The sequence below is a fragment of the Deefgea piscis genome, assembly GCF_013284055.1.
Lineage (GTDB): Bacteria > Pseudomonadota > Gammaproteobacteria > Burkholderiales > Chitinibacteraceae > Deefgea > Deefgea piscis.
The window spans coordinates 686,219-707,213 of the sequence record NZ_CP054143.1 but is presented as its reverse complement, the minus strand read 5'-3'; the positions used below and the strand labels follow the sequence as shown (position 1 = coordinate 707,213).

Sequence of the window (20,995 nt, the reverse complement as noted above, 5' to 3'; positions counted from 1 at the left end):
TGTAATATGGGTTGCAGTTTTATTTATCACATTGTTTTGCCGCATCTTGCATTGATTTAATCAATTTATTGCCTTCATCGCGATTTTTAGTCGCTAAACGAATATCATGGCCGCTGCCCAGATTGCCGCCGCCAAAAGCGATTTTGACTTCTTCATCATTTACATCAATAAATTGCACCACGGTGAGATTGATTAAACGTTCGGTTTTGCTGTCGCTGGGAATTTTCCATGGACAAAAAGTCACGGCATACAGCGGAACTGCGGTTAAACTGAGCGGCAATATACAACTTAAAACCAGTGCAGAAACACGCATTGCGGCACTCCAAAAGTGAACAACATCATGGTAGAAATCTATACCGACGGCGCTTGTAAAGGCAATCCCGGTCCTGGCGGCTGGGGCGCTTTTTTGCGCTTTGGCGAGCATGAAAAAGAATTATTCGGTGGTGAAGCCCATACCACCAATAACCGAATGGAATTACTGGCGGTGATTAGCGCTTTAGCGGCGTTAACCCGAACCTGTGAAGTCACTATTCATACCGATTCACAATACGTTAAAAATGGCATTGAAACTTGGATTCATGGCTGGAAAAAAAACGGCTGGAAAACCGCCGCTAAACAAGCGGTTAAAAATGAAGACTTGTGGAAGCAGCTCGACGCGCAAGTGGCACGGCATACTGTTGCTTGGCGTTGGGTGAAAGGCCATGCCGGTAATCCGGGCAATGAGCGCGCCGATCAATTGGCCAATCGTGGCGTTGAATCACTCACTTAACGCGCGCTTGACGTAAAGCCAATCACATCCATCCCCAACACCCCCAGCGACATACTTTGATGCAGCGCCTGCACGTCGACCTGATCGCCAGCGGCGGCGCGCGCAATCAGTAGCGGTAAAAAATGTTCAATCGTGGGGTGGGCTTGCCGTGCATGCGGCAAGTTTTGTTGCCAATTAACCCAATCCAATAAAGGCTGGGTATTGAGCGCCGAGTAAGTTGCAGCAATGAATTGCGCCGCATACGGCTCAATTTGATACTCAGTTTGCCCAGTTCTCATCCGACTAAAAGCATCATTGAGATTGTGCGTAATGCTGCCTGAGCCAATCAGCAACACCTCATCAGGTAAATATTTTGCCAGTGATTGGCCAAGCGCTAAATGCGCGGCGCTGTCCATTGATGCTGCCAATGAAATCGTCACCAAAGGGATATCAGCCTTGGGATACATCAGCATTAACGGTACCCAAGCGCCATGATCAATCGCCGGATGTTCGCTGATGGCCATCGCGTGCCCGTCGTTGGCCAGTTGTAAAGCCAGGCGTTCGGCCAATCCCGGATCCCCTTGCGGGCGATATTGCAATTGATATAGCTCGGATGAAAACCCACTAAAATCATGCACTTCTTGCCATTGCTGGGCGCTACCGACGGTGAATTGCGCTTGAATATTGTGCGCTGAAATCAGCACGATGGCCTTAGGGCGAGGCCAGCTTTGGCCCAGCGAAATTAAAAAATCGTGGGCAAGGCTGGGCTCAATCGCTAACGATGGCGCGCCGTGGCTAATAAAGAGAGAGCGGGGCATGGTCTTCCTGAATGTATTGATATTGGCCGTGTTGGCATTCGCGCTAGCGTGCGGTTGGCGCGTTTCCAATCATACGAGTTTGCCGCAGGCGCCGCGGCGAAATGATTTGAACGAATTGGTGAGAAAAAGCGAAGCCAAGTACCTGCGGTTCACTTGAGCCTTCAATATCAAAAAGCCAACGCCGAGGCTTAGAACAAAACATCAGCCAATTGCAGTTTAAATCAGCGTGTTGGTGATGGTTTGAGACCTAAATTGGTGTTCTCTGCGCCTTGGCGTCTCTGCGTTAAAAAGGTTTTGATGTTGTCGACATAAAGGCAGAGTGCGTGGTTTTTCACGCGGTGGACGGTTTTTTGCCAGTGATCAACATCAGTTACAATAGCGCCATTGTTTTGTTGGGAATCATCATGCGTCAAATTTTCCTCGATACCGAGACGACAGGTCTGCGGGTTGAAGACGGTAACCGAATTTTGGAAATCGCTGCGGTTGAAATGATTGATCGTAAATTATCCAAAGCCGAGCGCCATTTTCATCGCTACATCAATCCGGGCCGCGACTCTGAAGAGGGCGCTTTGAATGTCCATGGTTTAACCACGCAATTTTTGTCTGACAAAGCCAAGTTTGGGCAAATCGTCGATGACTTTCTGGAATTTGTAACAGACGCCGAAATCATTATCCATAACGCGCCATTTGACGTTGGCTATTTGAATATGGAGCTGGGCAAGTTAGGCCGTGGCAAGCTAGAAGACTACGTCGCTAGCGTGACCGACACGCTGAAAATGGCCAAAGATCTGTGGCCTGGCAAACGCAATAGCCTGGATGCGCTGTGTGATCGTTATGACGTCGATCGTTCTGGTCGAACATTACACGGCGCGCTGATTGACTGCGAATTGCTTGCCGAAGTGTATATGGCGATGACGCGCGGCCAAGATAGTCTATTGATCGACTACGCGCCAACCGCAGAAGAAAACGCCAGTAATTTAGCGCGCCGCAGCAATAGCTTGCCGCTGATCGTGACGCAAGCCAGCAGTGAAGAACTGGCATTACATCAAAAGTATCTCGATGCGCTAGATAAAGCCGTCAAGGGCAGCTGCGTGTGGCGCGAACTTGAGCCGCTCGCAGCGTTGCCCAATACCGAGGGCAATCCACAATGAGCGTTTGCATGAATAGCACTGAACTTAAAACCGCCGCGCATGTGGCGTGGGAAGAGCACGACGAAGCGCTGGCCGAGCAGCATTTTTTGGCGGCGCTGGCGATTGACGAACAAGACGCGGTGACTCATTTCGATTTGGCGCTGCTGTATAAATATCAAAGCCGCTGGGCTGAATCTCTGCGCTACAACCGCCGCGCAACCGAGCTCAATCCCGAAGACGCCGCCGCGTGGTGGAATATGGGCATCGCGGCAACCGCGATTGCTGATTGGGAAACGGCGGCCAAAGCGTGGGTATTCTTTGGCATTACGCTGCCATTGGATGCGGTGGAGCATGCTGCGCCCGATTTAAAATTGGGCTTGATTCCGGTGCGAATTACGCAGGGCGATCAGGTTGAGGTGCTGTGGGCCAATCGTCTTGATCCAGCGCGCGCGCAGATTATCAGTGTCCCTTTGCCCGATTGCGGCGTGCGTTACCAAGATATTGTGCTGATTGACGGCGCACCGCGCGGCACGCATGAACTCAATGGCAATCCAGTGCCCGTATTTGATTGGTTAGAATTTTGGCAACGCGCAAATTACTCGACGTATGTGATCGAAGCCACTGTACCTAGTGAGCTAGCGGCTAATACCCTTGGTGAGCTGGTTCTAGACAGCGATATGGCGCTGGAGGATTGGTCGAAGCTTATGTCAATGCAGGGCCAAGCGGGTGGCGAAGGGACGCAGTACGCACACGATGCGGCGAGCGCAGCTACAGTCGCTTGGCTGCCTGAACGACAATTTGGCGTGGCGGCGCTCAATGATCAAGCATTAGCTGACGTGCTCGACGCTTGGCAAACCGCGCACCCTGAAGTCGAGATCGCCGAAGTGTATAACGCGCTCGATGCACAAGAAGACGACGAGAACGAGGCCACAGAATGACTGCCATCGCCTTAGTTCCTGCCGCGGGAAGCGGCAGCCGTATGGCGTCTGCGACGCCGAAACAATATTTAGATTTACTTGGGCAACCGTTGATCGCGCATACGCTGCGCGCCTTGCTGGGCGCTGCGAGCATCGCCCAAGTGGTGGTGGTGATTTCGCCAGCAGATGAATGGTGGGAAAGCTACGATTGGGCCGCTTTACTGGGCGAGTCGTTGGCCCGCTTGCTGGTGCTGCGAGTAGGGGGTGTTAGCCGCGCTGAATCCGTGATGAATGGTCTGACGGCACTTGCCACTTCACCTGTTGACAATCCTCAAGCCGGCCAACACGCACAGGGTTTTGCGACGTCTGACGATATTTGGGTGCTGGTGCATGACGCCGCCCGTCCTTGTATCACCAGCCAACAAGTGGAGGCTATGATTGTTCAGTTGGAGTATGACGCTGTCGGCGGTATTTTAGCTGTTCCGGTGGCCGATACCCTCAAGGTCGCCGTCAATCATTCTGCCGAGCCACGCATCGCTCACACCACGCCGCGTGCTGGACTTTGGCAAGCACAAACGCCGCAAATGTTCCGCCGTGGCCCATTGCTCGCCGCGCTACAAGACGCGCTACCCGAACACGTAGCAGAGATCACCGACGAAGCCAGCGCGCTCGAACGCCTCGGCCATTCACCCAAACTCATCATGGGTAGCCCATGGAACCTGAAGGTGACTTATCCGCAGGATTTGCAGTTGGCGGGGTTGCTGTTACAGGCTAACCGTTGATCTTGTCGTTGTAATGTAAACCTTATTGTATGGCGCTTGTTGGCAAGCGTTTCGCTGGAGAATTCAACATGACTTTACCTTTTCGCATCGGCCAAGGCTGGGATGTTCATCGTATGGTGGCTGATCGCCCTTTAATTTTGGGCGGCGTACATATCCCGTTTGAAAAAGGCCTGCTTGGGCATTCCGATGCCGATGCTTTGTTGCATGCGATTACCGATGCGATTTTGGGGGCGGCGGGTTTGGGTGATATTGGTCGGCATTTTCCAGATACGGCCACCGAATTTAAAGGCGCAGATAGCCGCGTTTTATTGCGCGAAGCGGTGCGGCGAGTGGCGCAAGCAGGTTGGCAAGTGGCGAATATTGATGCATCGATCTTAATTCAGCAGCCCAAAATGGCCCCGCATATCCCCGCAATGCGAGTGAATATTGCCGAAGATTTGCAAATTGATGTGGCGTTGGTCAACGTGAAAGCCAAGACCTATGAAAAGCTCGGCCCCGTGGGAGAGGGCGCTGCGGTTGAAGCTCAGGCGGTTGCCCTGCTGTCGCTAAGGTGAGTTAGTGCTGGATTCTGCTGGTTTTTCAATTATATTGATTAGGCAAATTATTTATTTCTAGCCTGTCAATTTCGCGCTAGACTGATTTTTTGCTGACACTGCGTGTTAGCCTCGATGGGTGATAATTTGCTTTATGCTTATCGTTTGAATAAATAAATCTAGGGGTATCAATTATGCGCACTAAATTACTTGCTTCTATCTTGTTAACTGCTGGTTTATTGGTCGGAACGGCGTCGATTGCCGCAACTGGGCAAGATGAATTACTAGTGGCGACTTCTGAACGTAAGATTGATGAGGCACGGGTGGTATCTGTCGATTTAGCAACGCGCAGCGTTGTGCTTCAAATGCCAAGCGGGCAAATGCTCGAGTTTGCGAATATTAATCCCAAGGTCACGCGTCTGAATACCTTAAAACCGAATGACACGGCAACAGTGACGGGCGCCGAAACGATGGCTTTTGTCTTGCAAAAAGGCACTGCCGGCATTCGTAAAGTGATTGATACCAAAACACAGGATTTATCTGTCGATGGCGCAGGCATGACATTAACGCATACCGTTTACAATGATATTGTGGGCGTGAATGTTGCCGCTGGTACGCTGCGCGTTAAAGATTTTGCTGGCAAGATCATTACCGTACCGGTTGCAAACAAAGAATGGCTAACACAAGCAGCAGCGGGTGATCAGTTGTTAGTGGTGACACGCGCCTCAATGATGGCATTTGCGAACTAAGCGGTAATTTAAACGTTTGCTATTGTTTTTTACTAGCAAAGTCTCGTAAGGTTTTTGATGCTTTACGATCAAACGAGCTCTTAATATTTAAATTCACCCTTTACTGCCGAGCCCACCTATATGGTGGGCTTTTTTATTCTGGCTTGTGAATACATCGCAGCGAATCAATAGGGCTGAAGTTTTTACGTATGAAGATGGACCAAATTTGCGAGTGCTCTGGATGATAAGGAGTTATTTAGTTAATTGTCGTTGAGCGTCTTGCCGCGCTTTGCCGGCGCGAATTCGATCCCAATATTGACTGCGCAAGGCAAAGTTTTCCGATGGTTCTAGCCATAAAATTTTATCACTATCTTTTAAATTACCACCAATTAAGGTGTTAGATAAACCGTGCCGCTGACTTAAAGAGTGACTCACTGTTTTTTCTAAAGTGTAATTAATCCAATTTTCGGCGAGCTTGCGATTTTTGCTGGTATTGCTGATTGCCCAACAATTTAACCATGCCAGTACGCCTTCTTGCGGAATAATATAGCCAATATCGGCGCCCGCATTTTGTAATAATTTAATTTGTTGCTGACCATAATTGGCAAACATTAACGCAGCTTTATTGTTAATAAAAGCTTGAGTGCCTTGTTCTGGGGTGGTGTAAAAAATAGGATTTTGCGGGCGTAACTGGAGTAATTTATCGACGGTTTGTTTCATCTCATTAGTAGAGAGTTTAAATGGGTTATTGGCATGCAATGTGAGTGCGGTTAGGCTGAAATTGTGATTGCTGCCGTCGTAGAGAACGATTTTTCCACGGTATTGGGTTTGCCATAGGTTATCCATTGACGTAGGGGGTGTTTTGAATTGCTTTTTATCATAAATGAGCCCCATTTCTGAATAAGTAAATGGGATGGCGTATAAATGACCATTGCGATTTAAACCTAATATTTGCTCAGTTTTACGAAAACGAGGTAGTTGATTTTTGGTGTTAGGAATTTGATTTTGTTTAATCGGGGTGACGAGATTATGGTCAATATAGCGCTGTAATTCTGCAGTATTCACGGCAAAAACATCATAAGTATTGGCTTGTTTACGATTGATTTTTTCCCATAACTCATCGTCACTTGAAATATAAGTCAGCTCAACTTTGCTATGGTATTTCTGCTCAAATGCAGCAACCCAGTCGGGATCTGCATAGCCATGCCAAGTCAAAATACGCAAAGTGTTTTCGGCGCTTGCCATTGAAGATAGCAATGCAAGCGTCAGAAAATCTAGTCGTATTTTACGAGTAAACTTCATTTTTATAGCGCATTAAGTAAGTTGATAAGCCCCAATAGTAGTGGGTTTTGTCATAAAAACAAATGCTTGTCGCTATGGTGATGATTTATTTCACTGAGTTAAACAGGATAGCTATGTAGGCTGATTTGACCATCTTGGCTTAATAGATAGCCACCATGCCCCTTTTTCCAATCAGGAATAACCCAGCGAATTCCGTGTTGATGCTGGTGTTGTGCTGGCCTGTGGGTGTGTCCATGAATGAGCAACCGTGCAGGACTATGCTGTAATTCGGTTTCAATCGCGGCAAGATTGACATCCATAATCATACGGTTTTTATTTTTATTGGATTGTTGTGATTTTAATCGTAAGTTGGCAATTTGTTTATCGCGGATTTTTTTTGGTAAATGCAGCCAAATCCATTGCACAATTGGATTATGTGTCAGCCGGCGATAGCGCTGGTAGGCGATATCATCAGTGCAATAACGGTCGCCGTGGCCCAATAAAATCGCTTGCCCTTGTAAATGTATCAAGCTCGGGTCTGGTAATACCGTGAGTTGACCACTTTTTGCAAATCGTCGACCAACGAGTAAATCGCGATTACCGGCCATAAAAAAAACTTTGACGCCAGATTGTGCTACAGCAGCGATTTCGGCCACTTGCTCAGCGTAAAATGGCTCGTCGAGCTGATCATCACCTAACCAGTATTCAAATAAATCCCCCAAAATATATAAATATTCAGCTTTGCTCGCGACAACGTGGCGCATAAATTGTTGATACGCTTGCACTGTTGGCACGTCGCTAGGGGATAAATGCAGGTCAGAGATAAAGTATGTGGCTTGAGTCATTCGAAAGGCTTTGCAGGTTGATCATAAAAAAAGCGCAGGCTTGCTGCGCTTAAAATTAAATCGATCGTGAGTCAAAGTAATTAGGCAAGTACTTCGGCACTCAAAATGACCACATCGGTTTTTGGCACATCTTGGTGGAAACCATTGCTGCCGGTTTTTACTTTTTCGATTTTGTCGACGATGTCTTGCCCTTCAATCACGGTGCCAAATACGGCATAGCCCCAGCCTTGGGCTGTTTTATTGCGATGATTTAAGAAGTCATTGTCAGCAGCATTGATGAAAAACTGTGAAGAGGCTGAATGCGGTTCTGGCGTGCGGGCCATTGCGACGGTGTAAATATCGTTTTTTAAACCATTGTCAGCTTCATTTTGAATGGTTGGGTGCTTGTCTTTTTTTTCTTTCATACCAGGTTCAAAGCCACCGCCTTGCACCATAAAGCCATCGATGACGCGATGGAAAATCGTACCATCGTAATGACCAGAAGTAGCGTATTGAATAAAGTTAGCTACCGTAATCGGCGCTTTTTCTTCGTTTAGTTCTAAAACAATGTCGCCCATGCTGGTCGTGAGTTTTACTTTAGTCATCTGTTTTGTCCTTGAAAAAATATAAATTACTTTGTCGTGCTGCTTTTGCTAGCGCTGGCTTTTTCGGTTTTGGCGGCTAATTCTTTGGCGCTAATTAAGATGATCGGTTCGGCAGGGGTATCACCAGGCAGTAAATTCACTTTTGCCATTTGATCTGCCACTTCCATGCCACTTAATACTTTACCAAATACCGCGTAACCCCAGCCATCAAATGAAGGGTAGTTTAAAGCGTCATTGTTTTTTAGGTTGATATAAAACTGGCTTGTTGCCGAATGCGGCTGACCGGTTCTGGCCATCGCCAGCATACCGCGGTCATTTTTTAGCCCTTTTTCTTTTGTGATTTTGGCTTCGTTTTGAATCGATGCTTTAGTTGGTTTTTGTTCTTGTTTTGCATCGTAACCACCACCTTGCACCACAAATCCGGGCACTACACGGTGAAAAATCGTGCCGTCATAATGTTTGCTTTTGACATATTGCAAAAAATTAGCCACAGAGATTGGTGCTTGTTCTGGGTAGAGTTCAACGATGATTTTACCTTTGCTGGTGTTGAGCTCGACTTGCGGATTGGCGGCGATGGCGGTCAAGCTTGAAAGTGCTAAAGCGGCAGCGATAACGAAGCGTTTCATGAAAATTCCTGCAAATTGGAGGTAAAAATACAATCTCGTAATCATAACATGTGCACAGTGTAGAATTGCCAGCTTAAGGAGAACTGATGATGCTGAAATTACCTTCTTTGGACCAATTTATTACTGAATTTGACACGGTGTTGCGTACTTTAGCTGCGCCCGCTGTGAGTGCTCGGGCTCATCCTGATGCCAAAATTGATGATGTAGCAATGAGTAGCGCAGAAAAAGCGCACGCAGCAGGATTGATGCGGGTGAATCACTGCGGCGAAGTGTGCGCACAAGCGCTGTATCAAGGGCAGGCTTTGACCGCCAGAGACCCTGCTGCACGGCAAGCATTACGCCAAGCGGCCGATGAAGAGGTCGAGCATTTGGCTTGGACTCAGCGGCGTTTGGCTGAGCTAGGTAGTCACCGCAGTGTGCTTAATCCTCTGTGGTATGCCGGTTCATTGGCGATGGGCGTTGCCGCTGGTGTGATTGGTGATAAATGGAATTTGGGCTTTTTGGCCGAAACCGAGCGGCAGGTTGGCGCACATTTGCAAAGTCATCTTAATGAATTGCCTGAGTCGGATGAAAAAAGCCGTGCCATTGTGGCGCAAATGTATTTGGATGAAATGAGCCATGCCGAGCTGGCCGATCAAATGGGGGCGGCTCCTTTGCCACAGCCTGTGCCACAAATAATGCAGTTAACTTCTAAATTAATGACGCAACTCAGTTATCGGTTTTAAGCGAGTTTAAAAATTAAATAGCATATTGTGAGCATTGCGGCGGCTGACATGAGGCGCTAGAACTTTGCGCCAGATCAGATTTGTCGTATTCAATACCAACGTCATGGCAATACTTCCGCTCTTTGTGGGTATGCGCGTTATAAAATAGCGCCATCTAAATAATAGAAATGCAGGCTTTGATATGAATGGGATGTTAGCTCCTTCTGCCATTGTTGATTATGTTGAACACAGTGCTTTAGAAAAATCAGCGTTGCCTTGTTCACGATTGGCAGTCATGGCCATTATCGGCGGTATGTTTATTTCCCTTGGTGGTTTGCTCGCGGTTTGTGTCGCAGGGGGCTCACCGGAGTTGATGCAGAGTAATCCTGGCTTGGGTAAATTATTATTTGGCGCGGTTTTCCCTTTGGGCTTTATTGCGGTGGTGTTGACTGGGGTAGATCTTTTTACCAGTAATTGCGCGACGCAAATGGTGCCATTGCAACGTAATTTATTGGCTAAACGCGATGTGGCAAAAGTCTGGGGGCTCTCTTATTTGGGTAATTTTATTGGTGCTTTATTTACCGCATGGGCCTTTGCCTATATGACGGGGATTTTTAAGCCCAATGATTCTGCAACGCTATTTTTACTCTCTGTTGCCCATCACAAATTAGAAAACCCATTTGTCGTGACTTTCTTTAAAGGTATTTTGGCGAATATTTTGGTGTGTGTGGCCGCTTGGCAAGGTTATTCAGCGAAAGACACTCTCGGGCGCATGATGGGTATTTGGTTGCCTGTCATGGCATTCGTTGCGCTGGGCATGGAACATAGTATTGCGAATATGTTCTTTATCCCTGCCGCAATGTTGCTTGGGTTGGATGCCAGCTGGAGTGACTTTTTCCTGCATAATTTATTGCCTGCAACGCTAGGTAATATTGTGGGTGGGGCTTTATTTATTGGTTTGCCTTATGCTTGGATTTTTCGCCGTCAAGAAGTCGCTGCGCATTAAACATTATTAGATTCAAGCAAATAAATACTGCATCGGCATTCAATAAAAAAACGGCAAGAATTGCTTCTTGCCGTTTTTTTGCGTCAAACATATCAATTAATTGGCTTCAAGCACGCTGAAATCATGCGTAATGGGGACGACTTGGCCAAGCATGATCGAGGCAGAGCAGTATTTTTCTGCCGATAATTTAATCGCTCGCTCAACGGCTTCTGTCTTAAGTGCTTTGCCGGTCACAATAAAATGTAAATGAATTTTGGTGAATACCTTAGGGTCGGTTGCTGCGCGTTCGGCGTCGACTTCAAGTACGCAGTCTCTAACGTCCGCACGGCCTTTTTTAAGGATGTGGATGACATCATAGCTAGAGCAGCCTGCCATGCCCATCAGCAGCATTTCCATCGGGCGTGGCCCGAGGTTACGTCCACCGCCCTCTGGTGGGCCGTCCATCAGCACGGCATGGCCAGATTCGGACTGCGCCAAAAAACTCACTTCTTCGACCCATTTAATGCGTACTTTCATAATTCACTTGTCCTTGGATTAAGGCAAAACGATGGAATATCGGCCGCTATTCTAACGGGGAAACGCCGGTGATGCGATGGCACGGCAGGTAAATTGAACGACAAGATTGGTGCTATAACCATTGGTCGCAGCGCGGAAAACTTGGTTGTCTTACACCTAAATTTCTGTGATAATCGGCGATGACATTGGGCTTTGCTCGATGTCGTCTCCTCCATCCTCCATTTATTTGGTAGGATTTCGCGCAATCTAGGCATGCCTTGATTGCGTTTTTTTTGTCTCGGATTGCAATCTGTTTGCAAATGCATTTGACAGAGTGGCATTTAACCCGCTACAATCCGCGACTTTCTCAAATTCAAAAACGTGGACTAGCAGTCATGAAAACCTTTTCTGCCAAGCCGCACGAGGTGAAGCGCGAGTGGTTCGTTGTGGACGCCACAGACTTAGTGCTGGGCCGTCTCGCTGCCGAGATCGCCAAACGCCTGCGTGGCAAACATAAAGCTGAATACACTCCGCACGTCGATACCGGCGACTACATCGTTGTGGTAAACGCAGACAAGATCCGCGTTACTGGCGATAAAGCAACGGCGAAGATTTATTACCGTCACACTGGTCACCCAGGCGGTATTTACGAGCGTACCTTCACTGAAATGCAAAACAAATTTCCTGGCCGTGCGTTGGAATTTGCTGTTAAAGGCATGTTACCAAAAGGCCCATTGGGCTACGCAATGATCAAGAAAATGAAAGTTTATGCCGGTGGCGAGCATCCGCACACTGCGCAAGAACCTAAAACTCTTGCTCTCTAAGCGATCGCAAAACTTAAAGGAATTGCATCATGGTAGGTAAATACAATTATGGTACTGGCCGTCGCAAGAGCTCTGTAGCTCGTGTGTTCTTGGCAAAAGGTACTGGCCAAATCATCGTTAACGGTAAAGCATTGGACCAATACTTTGCTCGCGAAACTGGCCGTATGATCGTTCGTCAACCACTTGTGTTGACTAGCAATCTTGAAGCTTTCGACATCATGGTAAACGTGGTTGGCGGCGGCGAATCTGGCCAAGCTGGCGCGGTTCGTCACGGTATCACCCGTGCCTTGATTCAGTACGATGCAGCGTTGAAACCAACTCTGAAATCGGCTGGTCTGGTTACTCGTGACGCTCGTGAAGTTGAACGTAAGAAAGTCGGTCTACGCGGCGCACGTCGTCGTAAACAATTCTCTAAGCGTTAATTCGTTTACAGATTGTTTGGATCAAAGAGCCATCCTAGGGGATGGCTTTTTTACGTCTGTCATTCTGGTATTGGCGCGCCTGCGCTGATCTGACAAGCCTTGCATTAATATACCCCGCATCCCAATTTGAATTGACTGTCGTATTGCTGGCGCGTTAGCAATGCATGCAAGCTCACACAGTGCTGGCATTTTGCTTTATTATCGCTGTGATAATTTGAACAGGGAAAAGAGCATGATCAAGGTTGGGATTGTTGGCGGTACTGGTTACACAGGGGTTGAATTGCTGCGTTTATTGTCGCGCCATCCTGATGTAGAACTCAAAGCGGTGACTTCGCGAAAAGAAGCCGGCATGAAAGTATCTGAGATGTTTCCTAGCCTACGTGGCCACGTTGAGATTGCTTTTTCCACTCCCGAAGACGCCAAACTGACCGAGTGCGACGTGGTTTTCTTTGCAACGCCGCATGGTGTCGCAATGGCACAAGCGCGTGAATTACTCGAAGCGGGCGTTAAAGTCATCGATTTAGCCGCAGATTTCCGCCTCAAAGACCCTGCTGAATTTACGCAGTGGTACGCAATGGAGCACAGCTGTACCGATTTACTCGCCGAAGCGGTGTACGGTTTGCCGGAAGTGAATCGCGCAGCCATCCAAAAAGCGCGCTTAATTGGTATGGCTGGCTGCTATCCAACGTCAGTACAACTTGGTTTATTGCCGTTGATTGAAAATGGCCTGCAATTGATTGAAACCAGCGGCATTATCGCCGACTGCAAATCGGGTGTTTCCGGTGCCGGTCGTAAAGCCGAGGTGGGCACTTTATTTGCCGAAAGCAGTGATAATTTCAAAGCTTATGCCGTAAAAGGTCATCGCCATTCGCCTGAAATCATGCAAGGACTATCAGCAATTCACGGCGCGCCTGTGCAATTGACGTTTGTTCCGCATCTTACGCCGATGATTCGTGGTATTCATTCGACGATTTATGCGCGCTTAACTGAGGCTGGTAAAGCGGCCGATGTGCAAAAATTATTTGAAGAGCGATTTGCGGCTGAGCCGTTTGTTGATGTGATGCCTGCAGGATCTTGCCCAGAAACCCGCTCGGTACGCGGCAGCAATACGGCACGTATTGCTGTGCACCGCCCAGGTAATGGCGATTTGCTGGTGATCTTGGTGGTGGAAGACAATTTAGTCAAAGGTGCTTCAGGCCAATCTGTGCAAGTAATGAACTTGATGTTTGGTTTACCTGAACAGCATGGTTTAGATGTTGTGCCATTGCTGCCTTAAGTGATGCCAATTAAACGTCTATATCGTTCGCAAAGGGCGCGCATCACTGCAACGCCCTTGTCATTACGCCCGCAGTTAAGTATGAAAGAAAAATTCTTTCGTATTGCTATATTTATGGGGGTATTGCTTGCAGCGCTTTATGCTGGAATGCAGTTGGGCGAATACCGCAAAGATATGCGGCAATCGAATTCTTCGCTTTTGCAGCAAAATCAAATGCAAGGTCTACAACAGCAGCTCGATGCTTTGCACAAAGAGCAGGCTTTGTTATCGCAGCAGCTGACTGTTGTGGGGGCCGAGCGAGATGCGCTCAAGCGTGAGCTCACTGCATTGCAGCAAGATTTTGCAATCACTCGAGAAACTTTATCGTTTTTTGAATCTTTATTGCAAAGCAATGATAGAAATCGCTCCGCCAGTTTTGTGGCCTGTGAATTGCAAACCAGCACCGTAGATCGATTGCGTTATCGTTTATTACTGGTGCAAGGAACGGATAAAACGACTGAGCTGGCCGGGCGTTTATTAGTTAGTTTGCAATATCATCAGGGCGGTAAAAAACAACAATTGTCTGCAAATACCCAAGGCGCATCGATTGCCGTTGCGCATTATCATCGCGCTGAAGGCGAATTTGAATTGCCGGTTGGTGCGACGGGCCCATTTGTGATGGAGGCTCGCTTGGTTGAACCACAAGGCAGTAAAGTATTAGCCAGTTGCCAAAAAAAATTCTAAGGGGATATGTGTGTTTAATAAGAAAAAAGGCAGCACCAAAATTGATAGCCTGATTGGCCAAGGCACGACGGTGACTGGGCATGTGAAATTTGCCGGCGGCCTACGCTTAGACGGTGCCATTATCGGTGATGTGAGTATGACTGATGAAAAAAACGGCACGTTGGTGGTGAGTGACAAGGCTAAAATCGAAGGCAAAGTGGTGTGCTCGCATTTAATTTTAAATGGTGAAATTTGTGGGCCAATCGAAGTCAGCCACTATGTTGAGTTGCAAAGTAAATCCAGAATTCGCGGTGATTTAGCGTATAAAACGCTAGAAATGCATCCGGGTGCGATTGTCGATGGGCGATTGATTCATGTGCATAATGGTCAGCGTGAAGAGATGGCCATCGATGATCTACCACGTGTAGCGGACAGCAAGGCAGAGTGATTGACCTTGCTGGGCCAGACGTGGATAATATACCCTATCAATTTAGTCAACTATTATGGGCGGAGCTGTTATGACCACTGAAACCGAGATGCCACTTCCTTTTGTCTTTACCGATAATGCGGCGAGTAAAGTCAATGAATTGATTTTGGAAGAAGGTAATCCAGATTTGAAATTGCGCGTCTTCGTGACGGGCGGTGGCTGCTCAGGCTTTCAATATGGCTTTACTTTTGACGAAATCGTCAATGAAGACGACACGCCAATTACTAAAAATGGCGTGACCTTATTGGTTGATCCAATGAGCTATCAATATTTGGTTGGTGCGGAAATTGATTACGTTGAAAGCCTAGAAGGCTCGCAATTTACCATTAAAAACCCGAATGCCCAGTCAACATGCGGCTGTGGCTCTTCATTCTCGGTTTAATATTCACCGATGATGTAAGTAAAAAAAGAGGCGTAAGCCTCTTTTTTTATGGCTGATCGCTTGAGAACTTTGATTGAGTATTGGGCAGTTATGGCTTTCTGGTTGCGCTCTTAAGCAAACGCTTCCCGAAATGCAGCTAAAGCTGAATAATGACTCATCATGACTCGGAGTCAGCATATGTTTGAATCTGCAGAATTAGGGCATCAACTGGACAAGCAGTCTTACCAGCAATTTGAAGCTGAATTACGGCAAAGCTTATTGTCAATTCAATATGATTTAAAGCAACGTGCTGATTTTCAGGTGGTTATATTGCTCGGTGGCGTGCCTACCGCAGGTAAAAGTGAGGTGGCTAATCTGTTATTAAAGTGGTTAGATCCCCGCTTAATTGCCACGCATGCATTTGCCGAACCGAGTGATGAAGAGAGTGCTCGACCGCCATTTTGGCGTTATTGGCGTATTTTGCCGCCCAAGGGCAAGATGGCTATTCTTTTTGGTGGTTGGTATAGCGGTCCGATGTGGGATCAAATGCAAGATGCGGCAGAGCCAATTGCTTATGAGCGTGAGCTGGCTAAAATTTTGCGCTTAGAAAAAATGCTGTCTGATGAGGGGGTGCTGGTTTTAAAATTTTGGCTGCATTTATCTAAAGACCAGCTGAAGAAACAAATCAAAAAACTCAGCGCCGATTCACGTACGGCATGGCGAGTTGAAGAATCAGATCGGTGGTTTTTAAAAAACTATGATCAAATGATTGATCGTTACCGTGATTTATTGCTGCGTACCAATTTAGCGGATGCGCCATGGCGAGTGATTGAAAGCTCAGACAATAATTACCGCAATATCTCAGTCGGGCGACATATTGAAGAAGCCATTCGCCATCATCTGGAACGCGGCTCTGTTCGGCAAAATCGTATTGATGCTGCCCCATTGATGCCGTCTATCGATGGCGTTCGCCTGCTCGATACGCTGCCTTTAGATTATGTTTTAAGCAAAGATGATTACAAAGTTCAGCTCGAAGAATTGCAAGGCCGACTCAATGGCCTAGTTCGACAGCCTCAATTTAAGCAGCTTTCAGTGGTGTGTGTGTTTGAAGGCATGGACGCTGCCGGTAAAGGCGGGGCAATTCGCCGGATTACTGCGGCATTGGATGCTCGGCAATATCGCACCATCCCGATTGCGGCGCCGACCGAAGAGGAGCGTGCTCAGCCGTATCTATGGCGTTTTTGGCGACATTTGCCGCCACATGGGCAGCTCACACTGTTTGATCGCTCTTGGTATGGTCGAGTCTTGGTGGAGCGCGTAGAGGGTTTTGCTAGCCATGCAGATTGGATGCGGGCCTATGGCGAAATTAATGATTTCGAAGCGCAAATTGCGGCAGCGAACGTGCTGGTGGTGAAGTTTTGGCTGGCGATTAGTAATGAAGAGCAATTAAACCGCTTTCATGAGCGTGAAGCGATTGAATATAAACGTTTCAAAATTACCGAAGAAGACTGGCGTAACCGCGAAAAATGGGATGACTACGTCACCGCCGCCAGTGATTTAATCGAGCGAACCAGTACCCCGAATTCACCGTGGCTAAGGGTCGGGGCAAATAACAAATATTATGCACGGATTGAAGTGCTTCGCCATTTGTGCGAGCGTATTGAAGCGGCGTTAAGTCAACAAGAACAACCGGCTTTAGATGTGCGCTAGGTGGTTTTTTGGCGCAAAGAGCGTTGATGAATTGATGTTATGCTGCGCCAGGTCGCAGCTAATTTACGACCGTTTTGCGTGGTGATGGCCAATTGGGGCAGGTGAGGCGCGAGAGCGCTGTGGTAAAGGTTTGAGGGAATAAAATAAATAATGGCCGATTGGAGTATTTGGCAGGCGCTCGAAGAATGGCGAAATAAGCGGCATGAACTAGATCCAGTTTTTGCCCGGGCGGGTGTCGCGCCAGAGTTAGATAGTGTGGTCAATCGCATTGGATTAGATTTACGCCGCGAGCCGCCGACTCGCCCACTGCTGACGGGGGATAAGCAGCGCGACGAGGAAGAAATTGGTCGTTACAACGAGGCTTATTATCGTCATTATGATGAGCCGTTAGATAAAATTGATGGTTTATTGCGTCGCTCATGGGTGCCAGAAGCGGGGCCGATCGCGGATTTAATTCGTCAAGAGGTCGCTCGATTACGTGGATTACTCAGAGAGCAGCCCGGCACGCATCCCTCGTTTGATGATGTTGATAAATTGCTGCAGCATTATTTGCATCTGGATCATCCTGAAATCATGATTAATCCCGATGTATTGAATGAGCGTCGGCGATTATTAATGGATGTGGCTGGATACCCCCTACAAGTACAAAATGCACTGAAAGATCCATATAACGATAGTGTGCCACCCTTGTCGAGCAGCTCATTTCGAGATCAATTGCATGAAAAAATGGCGCAGTATTTGGCTACCCATTGGTTGCATTCAAAAGTAATTACCCATTGGTATATTAGTCTGGCACTGGATGGCGCTTTGGCCCGCAAAAAGCGCGATGCAACCGATGACACCCGCATTGCTTCGATGATGAAACGCCGCTGGCCTAGCTTGTCGGTCATGGTGCCGCAATTTGAGCAGGCCGATCAGATTTGGTATTTGCTGATGACTTTGATTGCGATTGCCAGTTTGTTTTTTGAGCTATGGTGGGTGGCTGGCGGCTTAATTTTTTGGCTGTATTTATCGGTTGGCGGACATCAGCGCGAGCGCAAAGAGATTGAAGCGCGGCGAAATCAGCTCGCCGCACGAGCGAGCAGCATGAAGATGACTCGAGATCGCTTTGCACACAATCAAATCAGCCTCGAACGGCTTTCGTTTCAATTGCGCCAGCTCGATGAGCAGGGCGAATATTTTGATGATACGGTGTTTGCCTTGCTTGGCTTGCATCAGCACGAGGCCTAGTATCTATCGCTGTGCCATATAAAATAAAGCATACATGAGAATACCTATGTTTTTTGTATCTCACCATCAACAAACATCAGTAGCTCGCCCGGCTGCATTGCGGTCCATGTTTCATTGTCGGTGAGCGGCTGAGTGGCAATGACGGCAACTCGATCATTGGGCCGGGTTTCATTGGAAAAATCGACCGTTAAATCCATATCTGACAAATGCGCGACGGTGAATGGCGCTTGGCGCACGATATAGTGCAGCGCCGTTGAGCAGTGGGCCCATAAGGTTTCGCCATTGGAGAGTAAAAAATTGCAGCAGCCATGTTGCGCTAATTGCGCCGCAATGCGGCTTAATGCCTGATGGAGTTCGATGCGGCTTGGCATGACGCTAAATTGTTGCGCGAGCTGATCAAGTAACCAACAAAAAGCCTGTTCACTGTCGGTATTGCCCACCGGCTGAAAGCGCGATGGCTCAAGTTTGGCGAGCTCAGTGAGGTTGCCATTATGAGCGAAGATCCAGTATTTACCCCACAATTCACGCTGAAAAGGGTGGGTATTGGCGAGGTTAATCACACCTTGGGTGGCTTTGCGAATATGCGAAATGACATTTTTGCTTTTGATTGGATAGCTACGGACCAAATCAGCGACCGGACTACTGCTCGACGGTAGATAGTCTAAAAAAAGTCGGCAGCCTGCATCTTCAAAAAAAGCGATTCCCCAGCCATCGGCATGTTCGGCAGTGAGTCCACCACGGCGCCGAAATCCTTCAAAGGAAAACACAATGTCGGTTGGGGTGTTGCAATTCATTCCGAGTAACTGGCACATCGCTAAATACCTTTAAAATTGGGGTCTTGCTTGTTTGCGTGGCAATCAATAACAATAAAGCCCGCGATTGCGGGCTTTATTTTGGGCGAAATCGAGGGGTAATTAACCCGCCAAAGCGCCTGCGCCGATACTAAAGCCCACATCAACGTGCAAGATTTCACCGGTCATGCCTGAGCATAAGTCAGACAATAAGAAGGCCGTGACATTACCCACTTCTTCTTTGGTGACATTGCGTTTAGACGGTGTAGCTTCTGCCGCGCCTTTAAGCAGTTTACCAAAGTCTGAAATCCCTGCTGCAGCTAAAGTTTTGATTGGGCCAGCAGAAACACCGTTGACACGGATTTCTTTGCTGGTTCCCAATGCCGCCGCCATATAGCGCACATTGGCTTCGAGGCTGGCTTTAGCCAATCCCATTACATTGTAATTGGGGATCGCACGTTCAGCACCAAGATACGACATCGTCACTAACGATGCTTTTTCATTGAGCATTGGACGCGCAGCTTTAGCCAGTGCAGCAAAGCTGTACGAGCTGATATCGTGAGCGATTTTAAAGTTTTCACGTGTCACGGCATCCAGATAGTCGCCTTTTAATGCATCGCGTGGCGCAAAGCCAATTGAGTGCACCAGACCATCAAACGTTGGCCAATATTCAGCCAATGCTGGAAATAGCGCTTCGATTTGCTCATCACTACCCACATCACAGGGCAGAACGATGGTTGAGTCAAAGTCAGCAGCTAAACGAACAACACGATCTTTTAGATCTTCACCCACGTAGGTGAAAGCCAGTTCAGCACCTTCACGGCGGCAAGCTTGGGCAATGCCGTAGGCGATAGAGCGATCTGAAAGTAGACCGCAAATTAAGATTTTTTTATTAGCGAGAAACCCCATGGGGTGACATCCTTGCTTGTGCGAATTTCGCGATTATATGATGAAATTGCTGTTTTGGCTTCAGTTGAGTGCATATGGCAGATTTAATTGCGTCAATAGCGGACCATTGGCGTCAATTAAATGCAATCCCAGCGGTAAACTGGCAATTTGCGCGACAACGAGTACTTCTGAGCCGCCGGCTGGGCTGGGGGCTGCGAGCATGATCTTGCCGCTGGCTTGGCCATCCGAATCCGAGCTATACACGTCCTGTCCAGCAAGCACATCGCGGCTATCAACATGCATGCGATAGGTTCTGCGTTTAGTTTTGCCTAAGTATTGCATTCTGGCGACAATTTCTTGGCCTGGGTAGCAGCCCTTCTTAAAGTTAACGCCACCAATTAATTCCATATTGGCCATTTGTGGCACAAATTCTTCTTGGGTGGCTGCGGTGACCCATGGGCTACCGGCACGAATTTCGGTGAGCTGCCAAACGCTTGTTCCTGCTGCTTGTGCGCCCTTGCTGATCAATTCAGTCCAAAGTGTCGCCATTGCTTCGGGTGAAGCCATAATTTGAAAGCGATCACCCTCAAGTCCGATGATACTGGCATTGGCGTGATGTTGTACTGTCATTGCTGCCGGTACGCTGCCAAAGAGCGCAGCAATTTGTGCGCTAGCTGCAGGACCGGCCACACCGATTTGTACCCAGTCGGTATTGGCATCGCTAGCCTTGGTTTTGCTACGCATAATAAACATGCTTAAGCGTTTTTGAATGCTGGCTTGTAGCTCGGCGGCGATTTGTAATACATAGTCGTCTTGCTGACGTGAAACTAAAAAGCTCGCGAGCATGCGACCTTTTGGTGTTGAGTAACTCGAGTACTGCGCGGAGTTAACATCTAGCGCTCGAACGTCACTTGAGAGTTGGCCTTGCAAAAACGCTTGGCTGTCTTCGCCACTAAAGCGAATTAAACCGTATTGGCTGAGTGGACAGATGACCCAATTTTGTTCCAGTGCAGCTAATTCAGTCTCAGTCTGTGTAAAGTGGGTAACGAGGTGTGCTTCGAATTGGGCGCCGGCTTGCTGTAAAAATGCTGTCCATGTCATGTGTTT

General features: G+C 47.8%; 26 protein-coding genes. 16 read left to right on the top strand and 10 right to left on the bottom strand.

Going from position 1 to position 20,995, the window contains the following annotated elements; genetic code table 11:
• Positions 1-19 precede the first annotated feature (19 nt).
• A complete protein-coding gene (locus tag HQN60_RS03375; RefSeq protein ID WP_173532351.1) occupies positions 20-313 on the bottom strand; it encodes a hypothetical protein in 294 nt (97 codons plus the stop codon).
• A gap of 27 nt (positions 314-340) precedes the next feature.
• Between HQN60_RS03375 and rnhA the strand changes: the two genes are divergently transcribed.
• Positions 341-769 (top strand): ribonuclease HI, encoded by a 429-nt coding sequence (gene rnhA, locus HQN60_RS03370; protein WP_173532350.1) that lies wholly within the window; start codon positions 341-343, stop codon positions 767-769.
• On the opposite strand, the gene HQN60_RS03365 is transcribed toward rnhA, so the two are convergent.
• Positions 766-1,566: a DODA-type extradiol aromatic ring-opening family dioxygenase gene (locus HQN60_RS03365; protein ID WP_173532349.1), complete on the bottom strand. Its 801-nt coding sequence runs from the start codon at positions 1,564-1,566 to the stop codon at positions 766-768. The two genes, rnhA and HQN60_RS03365, sit on opposite strands and share 4 nt — an antisense overlap.
• A 404-nt stretch (positions 1,567-1,970) precedes the next feature.
• On the opposite strand from HQN60_RS03365, the gene dnaQ reads away from it, so the two are divergent.
• From dnaQ to HQN60_RS03340, 5 genes are all read left to right on the top strand, one after another.
• Positions 1,971-2,717 carry a DNA polymerase III subunit epsilon gene (gene dnaQ, locus HQN60_RS03360; protein ID WP_173532348.1) on the top strand — a complete coding sequence of 249 codons (747 nt, stop codon included), beginning with the start codon at positions 1,971-1,973 and terminating at the stop codon, positions 2,715-2,717.
• An 8-nt stretch (positions 2,718-2,725) separates the two neighbouring features.
• Positions 2,726-3,634, top strand: a complete 909-nt coding sequence (locus tag HQN60_RS03355; protein WP_173532347.1) for a hypothetical protein — start codon at positions 2,726-2,728, stop codon at positions 3,632-3,634.
• Positions 3,631-4,395 (top strand): 2-C-methyl-D-erythritol 4-phosphate cytidylyltransferase, encoded by a 765-nt coding sequence (gene ispD / locus HQN60_RS03350; protein ID WP_173532346.1) that lies wholly within the window; start codon positions 3,631-3,633, stop codon positions 4,393-4,395. The genes HQN60_RS03355 and ispD overlap by 4 nt, the downstream gene beginning before the upstream one ends.
• 68 nt (positions 4,396-4,463) lie before the next feature.
• Positions 4,464-4,949, top strand: coding sequence for a 2-C-methyl-D-erythritol 2,4-cyclodiphosphate synthase (gene ispF, locus HQN60_RS03345; protein ID WP_173532345.1), 486 nt, complete (start codon positions 4,464-4,466; stop codon positions 4,947-4,949).
• A gap of 173 nt (positions 4,950-5,122) precedes the next feature.
• Entirely contained in the window at positions 5,123-5,677 is a 555-nt protein-coding gene (locus HQN60_RS03340; RefSeq protein WP_173532344.1) for a hypothetical protein, read from the top strand.
• Positions 5,678-5,908: 231 nt separating this feature from the next.
• On the opposite strand, the gene HQN60_RS03335 is transcribed toward HQN60_RS03340, so the two are convergent.
• From HQN60_RS03335 to HQN60_RS03320, 4 genes are all read right to left on the bottom strand, one after another.
• Complete coding sequence (locus HQN60_RS03335) at positions 5,909-6,901, bottom strand: extracellular solute-binding protein (protein WP_254456671.1); 993 nt, start codon at positions 6,899-6,901, stop codon at positions 5,909-5,911.
• Between the two features lie 155 nt (positions 6,902-7,056).
• Positions 7,057-7,782 carry a UDP-2,3-diacylglucosamine diphosphatase gene (locus tag HQN60_RS03330; RefSeq protein ID WP_173532342.1) on the bottom strand — a complete coding sequence of 242 codons (726 nt, stop codon included), beginning with the start codon at positions 7,780-7,782 and terminating at the stop codon, positions 7,057-7,059.
• A gap of 80 nt (positions 7,783-7,862) precedes the next feature.
• Positions 7,863-8,366, bottom strand: coding sequence for a peptidylprolyl isomerase (locus tag HQN60_RS03325; protein ID WP_173532341.1), 504 nt, complete (start codon positions 8,364-8,366; stop codon positions 7,863-7,865).
• A 26-nt stretch (positions 8,367-8,392) separates the two neighbouring features.
• Complete coding sequence (locus HQN60_RS03320) at positions 8,393-8,992, bottom strand: peptidylprolyl isomerase (RefSeq protein WP_173532340.1); 600 nt, start codon at positions 8,990-8,992, stop codon at positions 8,393-8,395.
• An 89-nt stretch (positions 8,993-9,081) separates the two neighbouring features.
• Here HQN60_RS03320 and coq7 point away from each other — a divergent pair, with 89 nt between their 5' ends.
• Together coq7 and HQN60_RS03310 are read left to right on the top strand one after the other, a co-directional pair.
• Complete coding sequence (gene coq7, locus HQN60_RS03315; protein WP_173534578.1) at positions 9,082-9,717, top strand: 2-polyprenyl-3-methyl-6-methoxy-1,4-benzoquinone monooxygenase; 636 nt, start codon at positions 9,082-9,084, stop codon at positions 9,715-9,717.
• A gap of 181 nt (positions 9,718-9,898) precedes the next feature.
• Complete coding sequence (locus tag HQN60_RS03310) at positions 9,899-10,702, top strand: formate/nitrite transporter family protein (protein ID WP_173532339.1); 804 nt, start codon at positions 9,899-9,901, stop codon at positions 10,700-10,702.
• Positions 10,703-10,798: 96 nt separating this feature from the next.
• On the opposite strand, the gene HQN60_RS03305 is transcribed toward HQN60_RS03310, so the two are convergent.
• Positions 10,799-11,218 carry an OsmC family protein gene (locus HQN60_RS03305; protein ID WP_173532338.1) on the bottom strand — a complete coding sequence of 140 codons (420 nt, stop codon included), beginning with the start codon at positions 11,216-11,218 and terminating at the stop codon, positions 10,799-10,801.
• A gap of 374 nt (positions 11,219-11,592) precedes the next feature.
• On the opposite strand from HQN60_RS03305, the gene rplM reads away from it, so the two are divergent.
• The 8 genes from rplM (at position 11,593) to HQN60_RS03265 (ending at position 18,209) form a co-directional block, all read left to right on the top strand.
• Positions 11,593-12,021: a 50S ribosomal protein L13 gene (gene rplM / locus HQN60_RS03300; protein ID WP_173532337.1), complete on the top strand. Its 429-nt coding sequence runs from the start codon at positions 11,593-11,595 to the stop codon at positions 12,019-12,021.
• A 29-nt stretch (positions 12,022-12,050) separates the two neighbouring features.
• Positions 12,051-12,443, top strand: coding sequence for a 30S ribosomal protein S9 (rpsI, locus tag HQN60_RS03295; protein WP_173532336.1), 393 nt, complete (start codon positions 12,051-12,053; stop codon positions 12,441-12,443).
• A 232-nt stretch (positions 12,444-12,675) separates the two neighbouring features.
• Positions 12,676-13,719, top strand: a complete 1,044-nt coding sequence (argC, locus tag HQN60_RS03290; RefSeq protein ID WP_173532335.1) for an N-acetyl-gamma-glutamyl-phosphate reductase — start codon at positions 12,676-12,678, stop codon at positions 13,717-13,719.
• A 3-nt stretch (positions 13,720-13,722) separates the two neighbouring features.
• A complete protein-coding gene (locus HQN60_RS03285; RefSeq protein ID WP_308419438.1) occupies positions 13,723-14,442 on the top strand; it encodes a DUF6776 family protein in 720 nt (239 codons plus the stop codon).
• Between the two features lie 10 nt (positions 14,443-14,452).
• The gene (locus tag HQN60_RS03280) at positions 14,453-14,869 is read left to right on the top strand and encodes a bactofilin family protein (RefSeq protein WP_173532333.1); all 417 of its coding nucleotides are present in this window, start codon (positions 14,453-14,455) and stop codon (positions 14,867-14,869) included.
• Between the two features lie 70 nt (positions 14,870-14,939).
• The gene (gene erpA, locus HQN60_RS03275) at positions 14,940-15,290 is read left to right on the top strand and encodes an iron-sulfur cluster insertion protein ErpA (protein ID WP_173532332.1); all 351 of its coding nucleotides are present in this window, start codon (positions 14,940-14,942) and stop codon (positions 15,288-15,290) included.
• A 177-nt stretch (positions 15,291-15,467) separates the two neighbouring features.
• Positions 15,468-16,979 carry a polyphosphate:AMP phosphotransferase gene (gene pap, locus HQN60_RS03270; protein WP_173532331.1) on the top strand — a complete coding sequence of 504 codons (1,512 nt, stop codon included), beginning with the start codon at positions 15,468-15,470 and terminating at the stop codon, positions 16,977-16,979.
• A gap of 150 nt (positions 16,980-17,129) precedes the next feature.
• The gene (locus HQN60_RS03265; protein ID WP_173532330.1) at positions 17,130-18,209 is read left to right on the top strand and encodes a hypothetical protein; all 1,080 of its coding nucleotides are present in this window, start codon (positions 17,130-17,132) and stop codon (positions 18,207-18,209) included.
• 44 nt (positions 18,210-18,253) lie between these two features.
• Here the strand turns inward: HQN60_RS03265 and HQN60_RS03260 are convergent, their stop codons facing one another.
• From HQN60_RS03260 to ygfZ, 3 genes are all read right to left on the bottom strand, one after another.
• Complete coding sequence (locus HQN60_RS03260; protein ID WP_173532329.1) at positions 18,254-19,021, bottom strand: class II glutamine amidotransferase; 768 nt, start codon at positions 19,019-19,021, stop codon at positions 18,254-18,256.
• A gap of 102 nt (positions 19,022-19,123) precedes the next feature.
• Positions 19,124-19,909, bottom strand: a complete 786-nt coding sequence (locus HQN60_RS03255; RefSeq protein WP_173532328.1) for an enoyl-ACP reductase FabI — start codon at positions 19,907-19,909, stop codon at positions 19,124-19,126.
• A 60-nt stretch (positions 19,910-19,969) separates the two neighbouring features.
• On the bottom strand, positions 19,970-20,989 hold the full coding sequence (gene ygfZ, locus HQN60_RS03250) for a CAF17-like 4Fe-4S cluster assembly/insertion protein YgfZ (RefSeq protein WP_173532327.1): 1,020 nt from the start codon (positions 20,987-20,989) through the stop codon (positions 19,970-19,972).
• Positions 20,990-20,995 lie beyond the last annotated feature (6 nt).

Bases quoted from the DNA above. Each gene is read 5' to 3' on its own strand.
- rpsI (WP_173532336.1), top strand. From the start codon at position 12,051: ATGGTAGGTAAATACAATTATGGTACTGGCCGTCGCAAGAGCTCTGTA.
- HQN60_RS03330 (WP_173532342.1), bottom strand. From the start codon at position 7,782: ATGACTCAAGCCACATACTTTATCTCTGACCTGCATTTATCCCCTAGC.
- erpA (WP_173532332.1), top strand. From the start codon at position 14,940: ATGACCACTGAAACCGAGATGCCACTTCCTTTTGTCTTTACCGATAAT.
- ygfZ (WP_173532327.1), bottom strand. From the start codon at position 20,989: ATGACATGGACAGCATTTTTACAGCAAGCCGGCGCCCAATTCGAAGCA.
- HQN60_RS03260 (WP_173532329.1), bottom strand. From the start codon at position 19,021: ATGTGCCAGTTACTCGGAATGAATTGCAACACCCCAACCGACATTGTG.
- rplM (WP_173532337.1), top strand. From the start codon at position 11,593: ATGAAAACCTTTTCTGCCAAGCCGCACGAGGTGAAGCGCGAGTGGTTC.
- HQN60_RS03340 (WP_173532344.1), top strand. From the start codon at position 5,123: ATGCGCACTAAATTACTTGCTTCTATCTTGTTAACTGCTGGTTTATTG.
- pap (WP_173532331.1), top strand. From the start codon at position 15,468: ATGTTTGAATCTGCAGAATTAGGGCATCAACTGGACAAGCAGTCTTAC.
- dnaQ (WP_173532348.1), top strand. From the start codon at position 1,971: ATGCGTCAAATTTTCCTCGATACCGAGACGACAGGTCTGCGGGTTGAA.
- HQN60_RS03305 (WP_173532338.1), bottom strand. From the start codon at position 11,218: ATGAAAGTACGCATTAAATGGGTCGAAGAAGTGAGTTTTTTGGCGCAG.
- HQN60_RS03265 (WP_173532330.1), top strand. From the start codon at position 17,130: ATGGCCGATTGGAGTATTTGGCAGGCGCTCGAAGAATGGCGAAATAAG.
- ispD (WP_173532346.1), top strand. From the start codon at position 3,631: ATGACTGCCATCGCCTTAGTTCCTGCCGCGGGAAGCGGCAGCCGTATG.
- argC (WP_173532335.1), top strand. From the start codon at position 12,676: ATGATCAAGGTTGGGATTGTTGGCGGTACTGGTTACACAGGGGTTGAA.
- coq7 (WP_173534578.1), top strand. From the start codon at position 9,082: ATGCTGAAATTACCTTCTTTGGACCAATTTATTACTGAATTTGACACG.
- HQN60_RS03255 (WP_173532328.1), bottom strand. From the start codon at position 19,909: ATGGGGTTTCTCGCTAATAAAAAAATCTTAATTTGCGGTCTACTTTCA.
- ispF (WP_173532345.1), top strand. From the start codon at position 4,464: ATGACTTTACCTTTTCGCATCGGCCAAGGCTGGGATGTTCATCGTATG.
- HQN60_RS03375 (WP_173532351.1), bottom strand. From the start codon at position 313: ATGCGTGTTTCTGCACTGGTTTTAAGTTGTATATTGCCGCTCAGTTTA.
- HQN60_RS03310 (WP_173532339.1), top strand. From the start codon at position 9,899: ATGAATGGGATGTTAGCTCCTTCTGCCATTGTTGATTATGTTGAACAC.
- HQN60_RS03365 (WP_173532349.1), bottom strand. From the start codon at position 1,566: ATGCCCCGCTCTCTCTTTATTAGCCACGGCGCGCCATCGTTAGCGATT.
- HQN60_RS03285 (WP_308419438.1), top strand. From the start codon at position 13,723: ATGCCAATTAAACGTCTATATCGTTCGCAAAGGGCGCGCATCACTGCA.
- rnhA (WP_173532350.1), top strand. From the start codon at position 341: ATGGTAGAAATCTATACCGACGGCGCTTGTAAAGGCAATCCCGGTCCT.
- HQN60_RS03320 (WP_173532340.1), bottom strand. From the start codon at position 8,992: ATGAAACGCTTCGTTATCGCTGCCGCTTTAGCACTTTCAAGCTTGACC.
- HQN60_RS03355 (WP_173532347.1), top strand. From the start codon at position 2,726: ATGAATAGCACTGAACTTAAAACCGCCGCGCATGTGGCGTGGGAAGAG.
- HQN60_RS03325 (WP_173532341.1), bottom strand. From the start codon at position 8,366: ATGACTAAAGTAAAACTCACGACCAGCATGGGCGACATTGTTTTAGAA.
- HQN60_RS03335 (WP_254456671.1), bottom strand. From the start codon at position 6,901: ATGGCAAGCGCCGAAAACACTTTGCGTATTTTGACTTGGCATGGCTAT.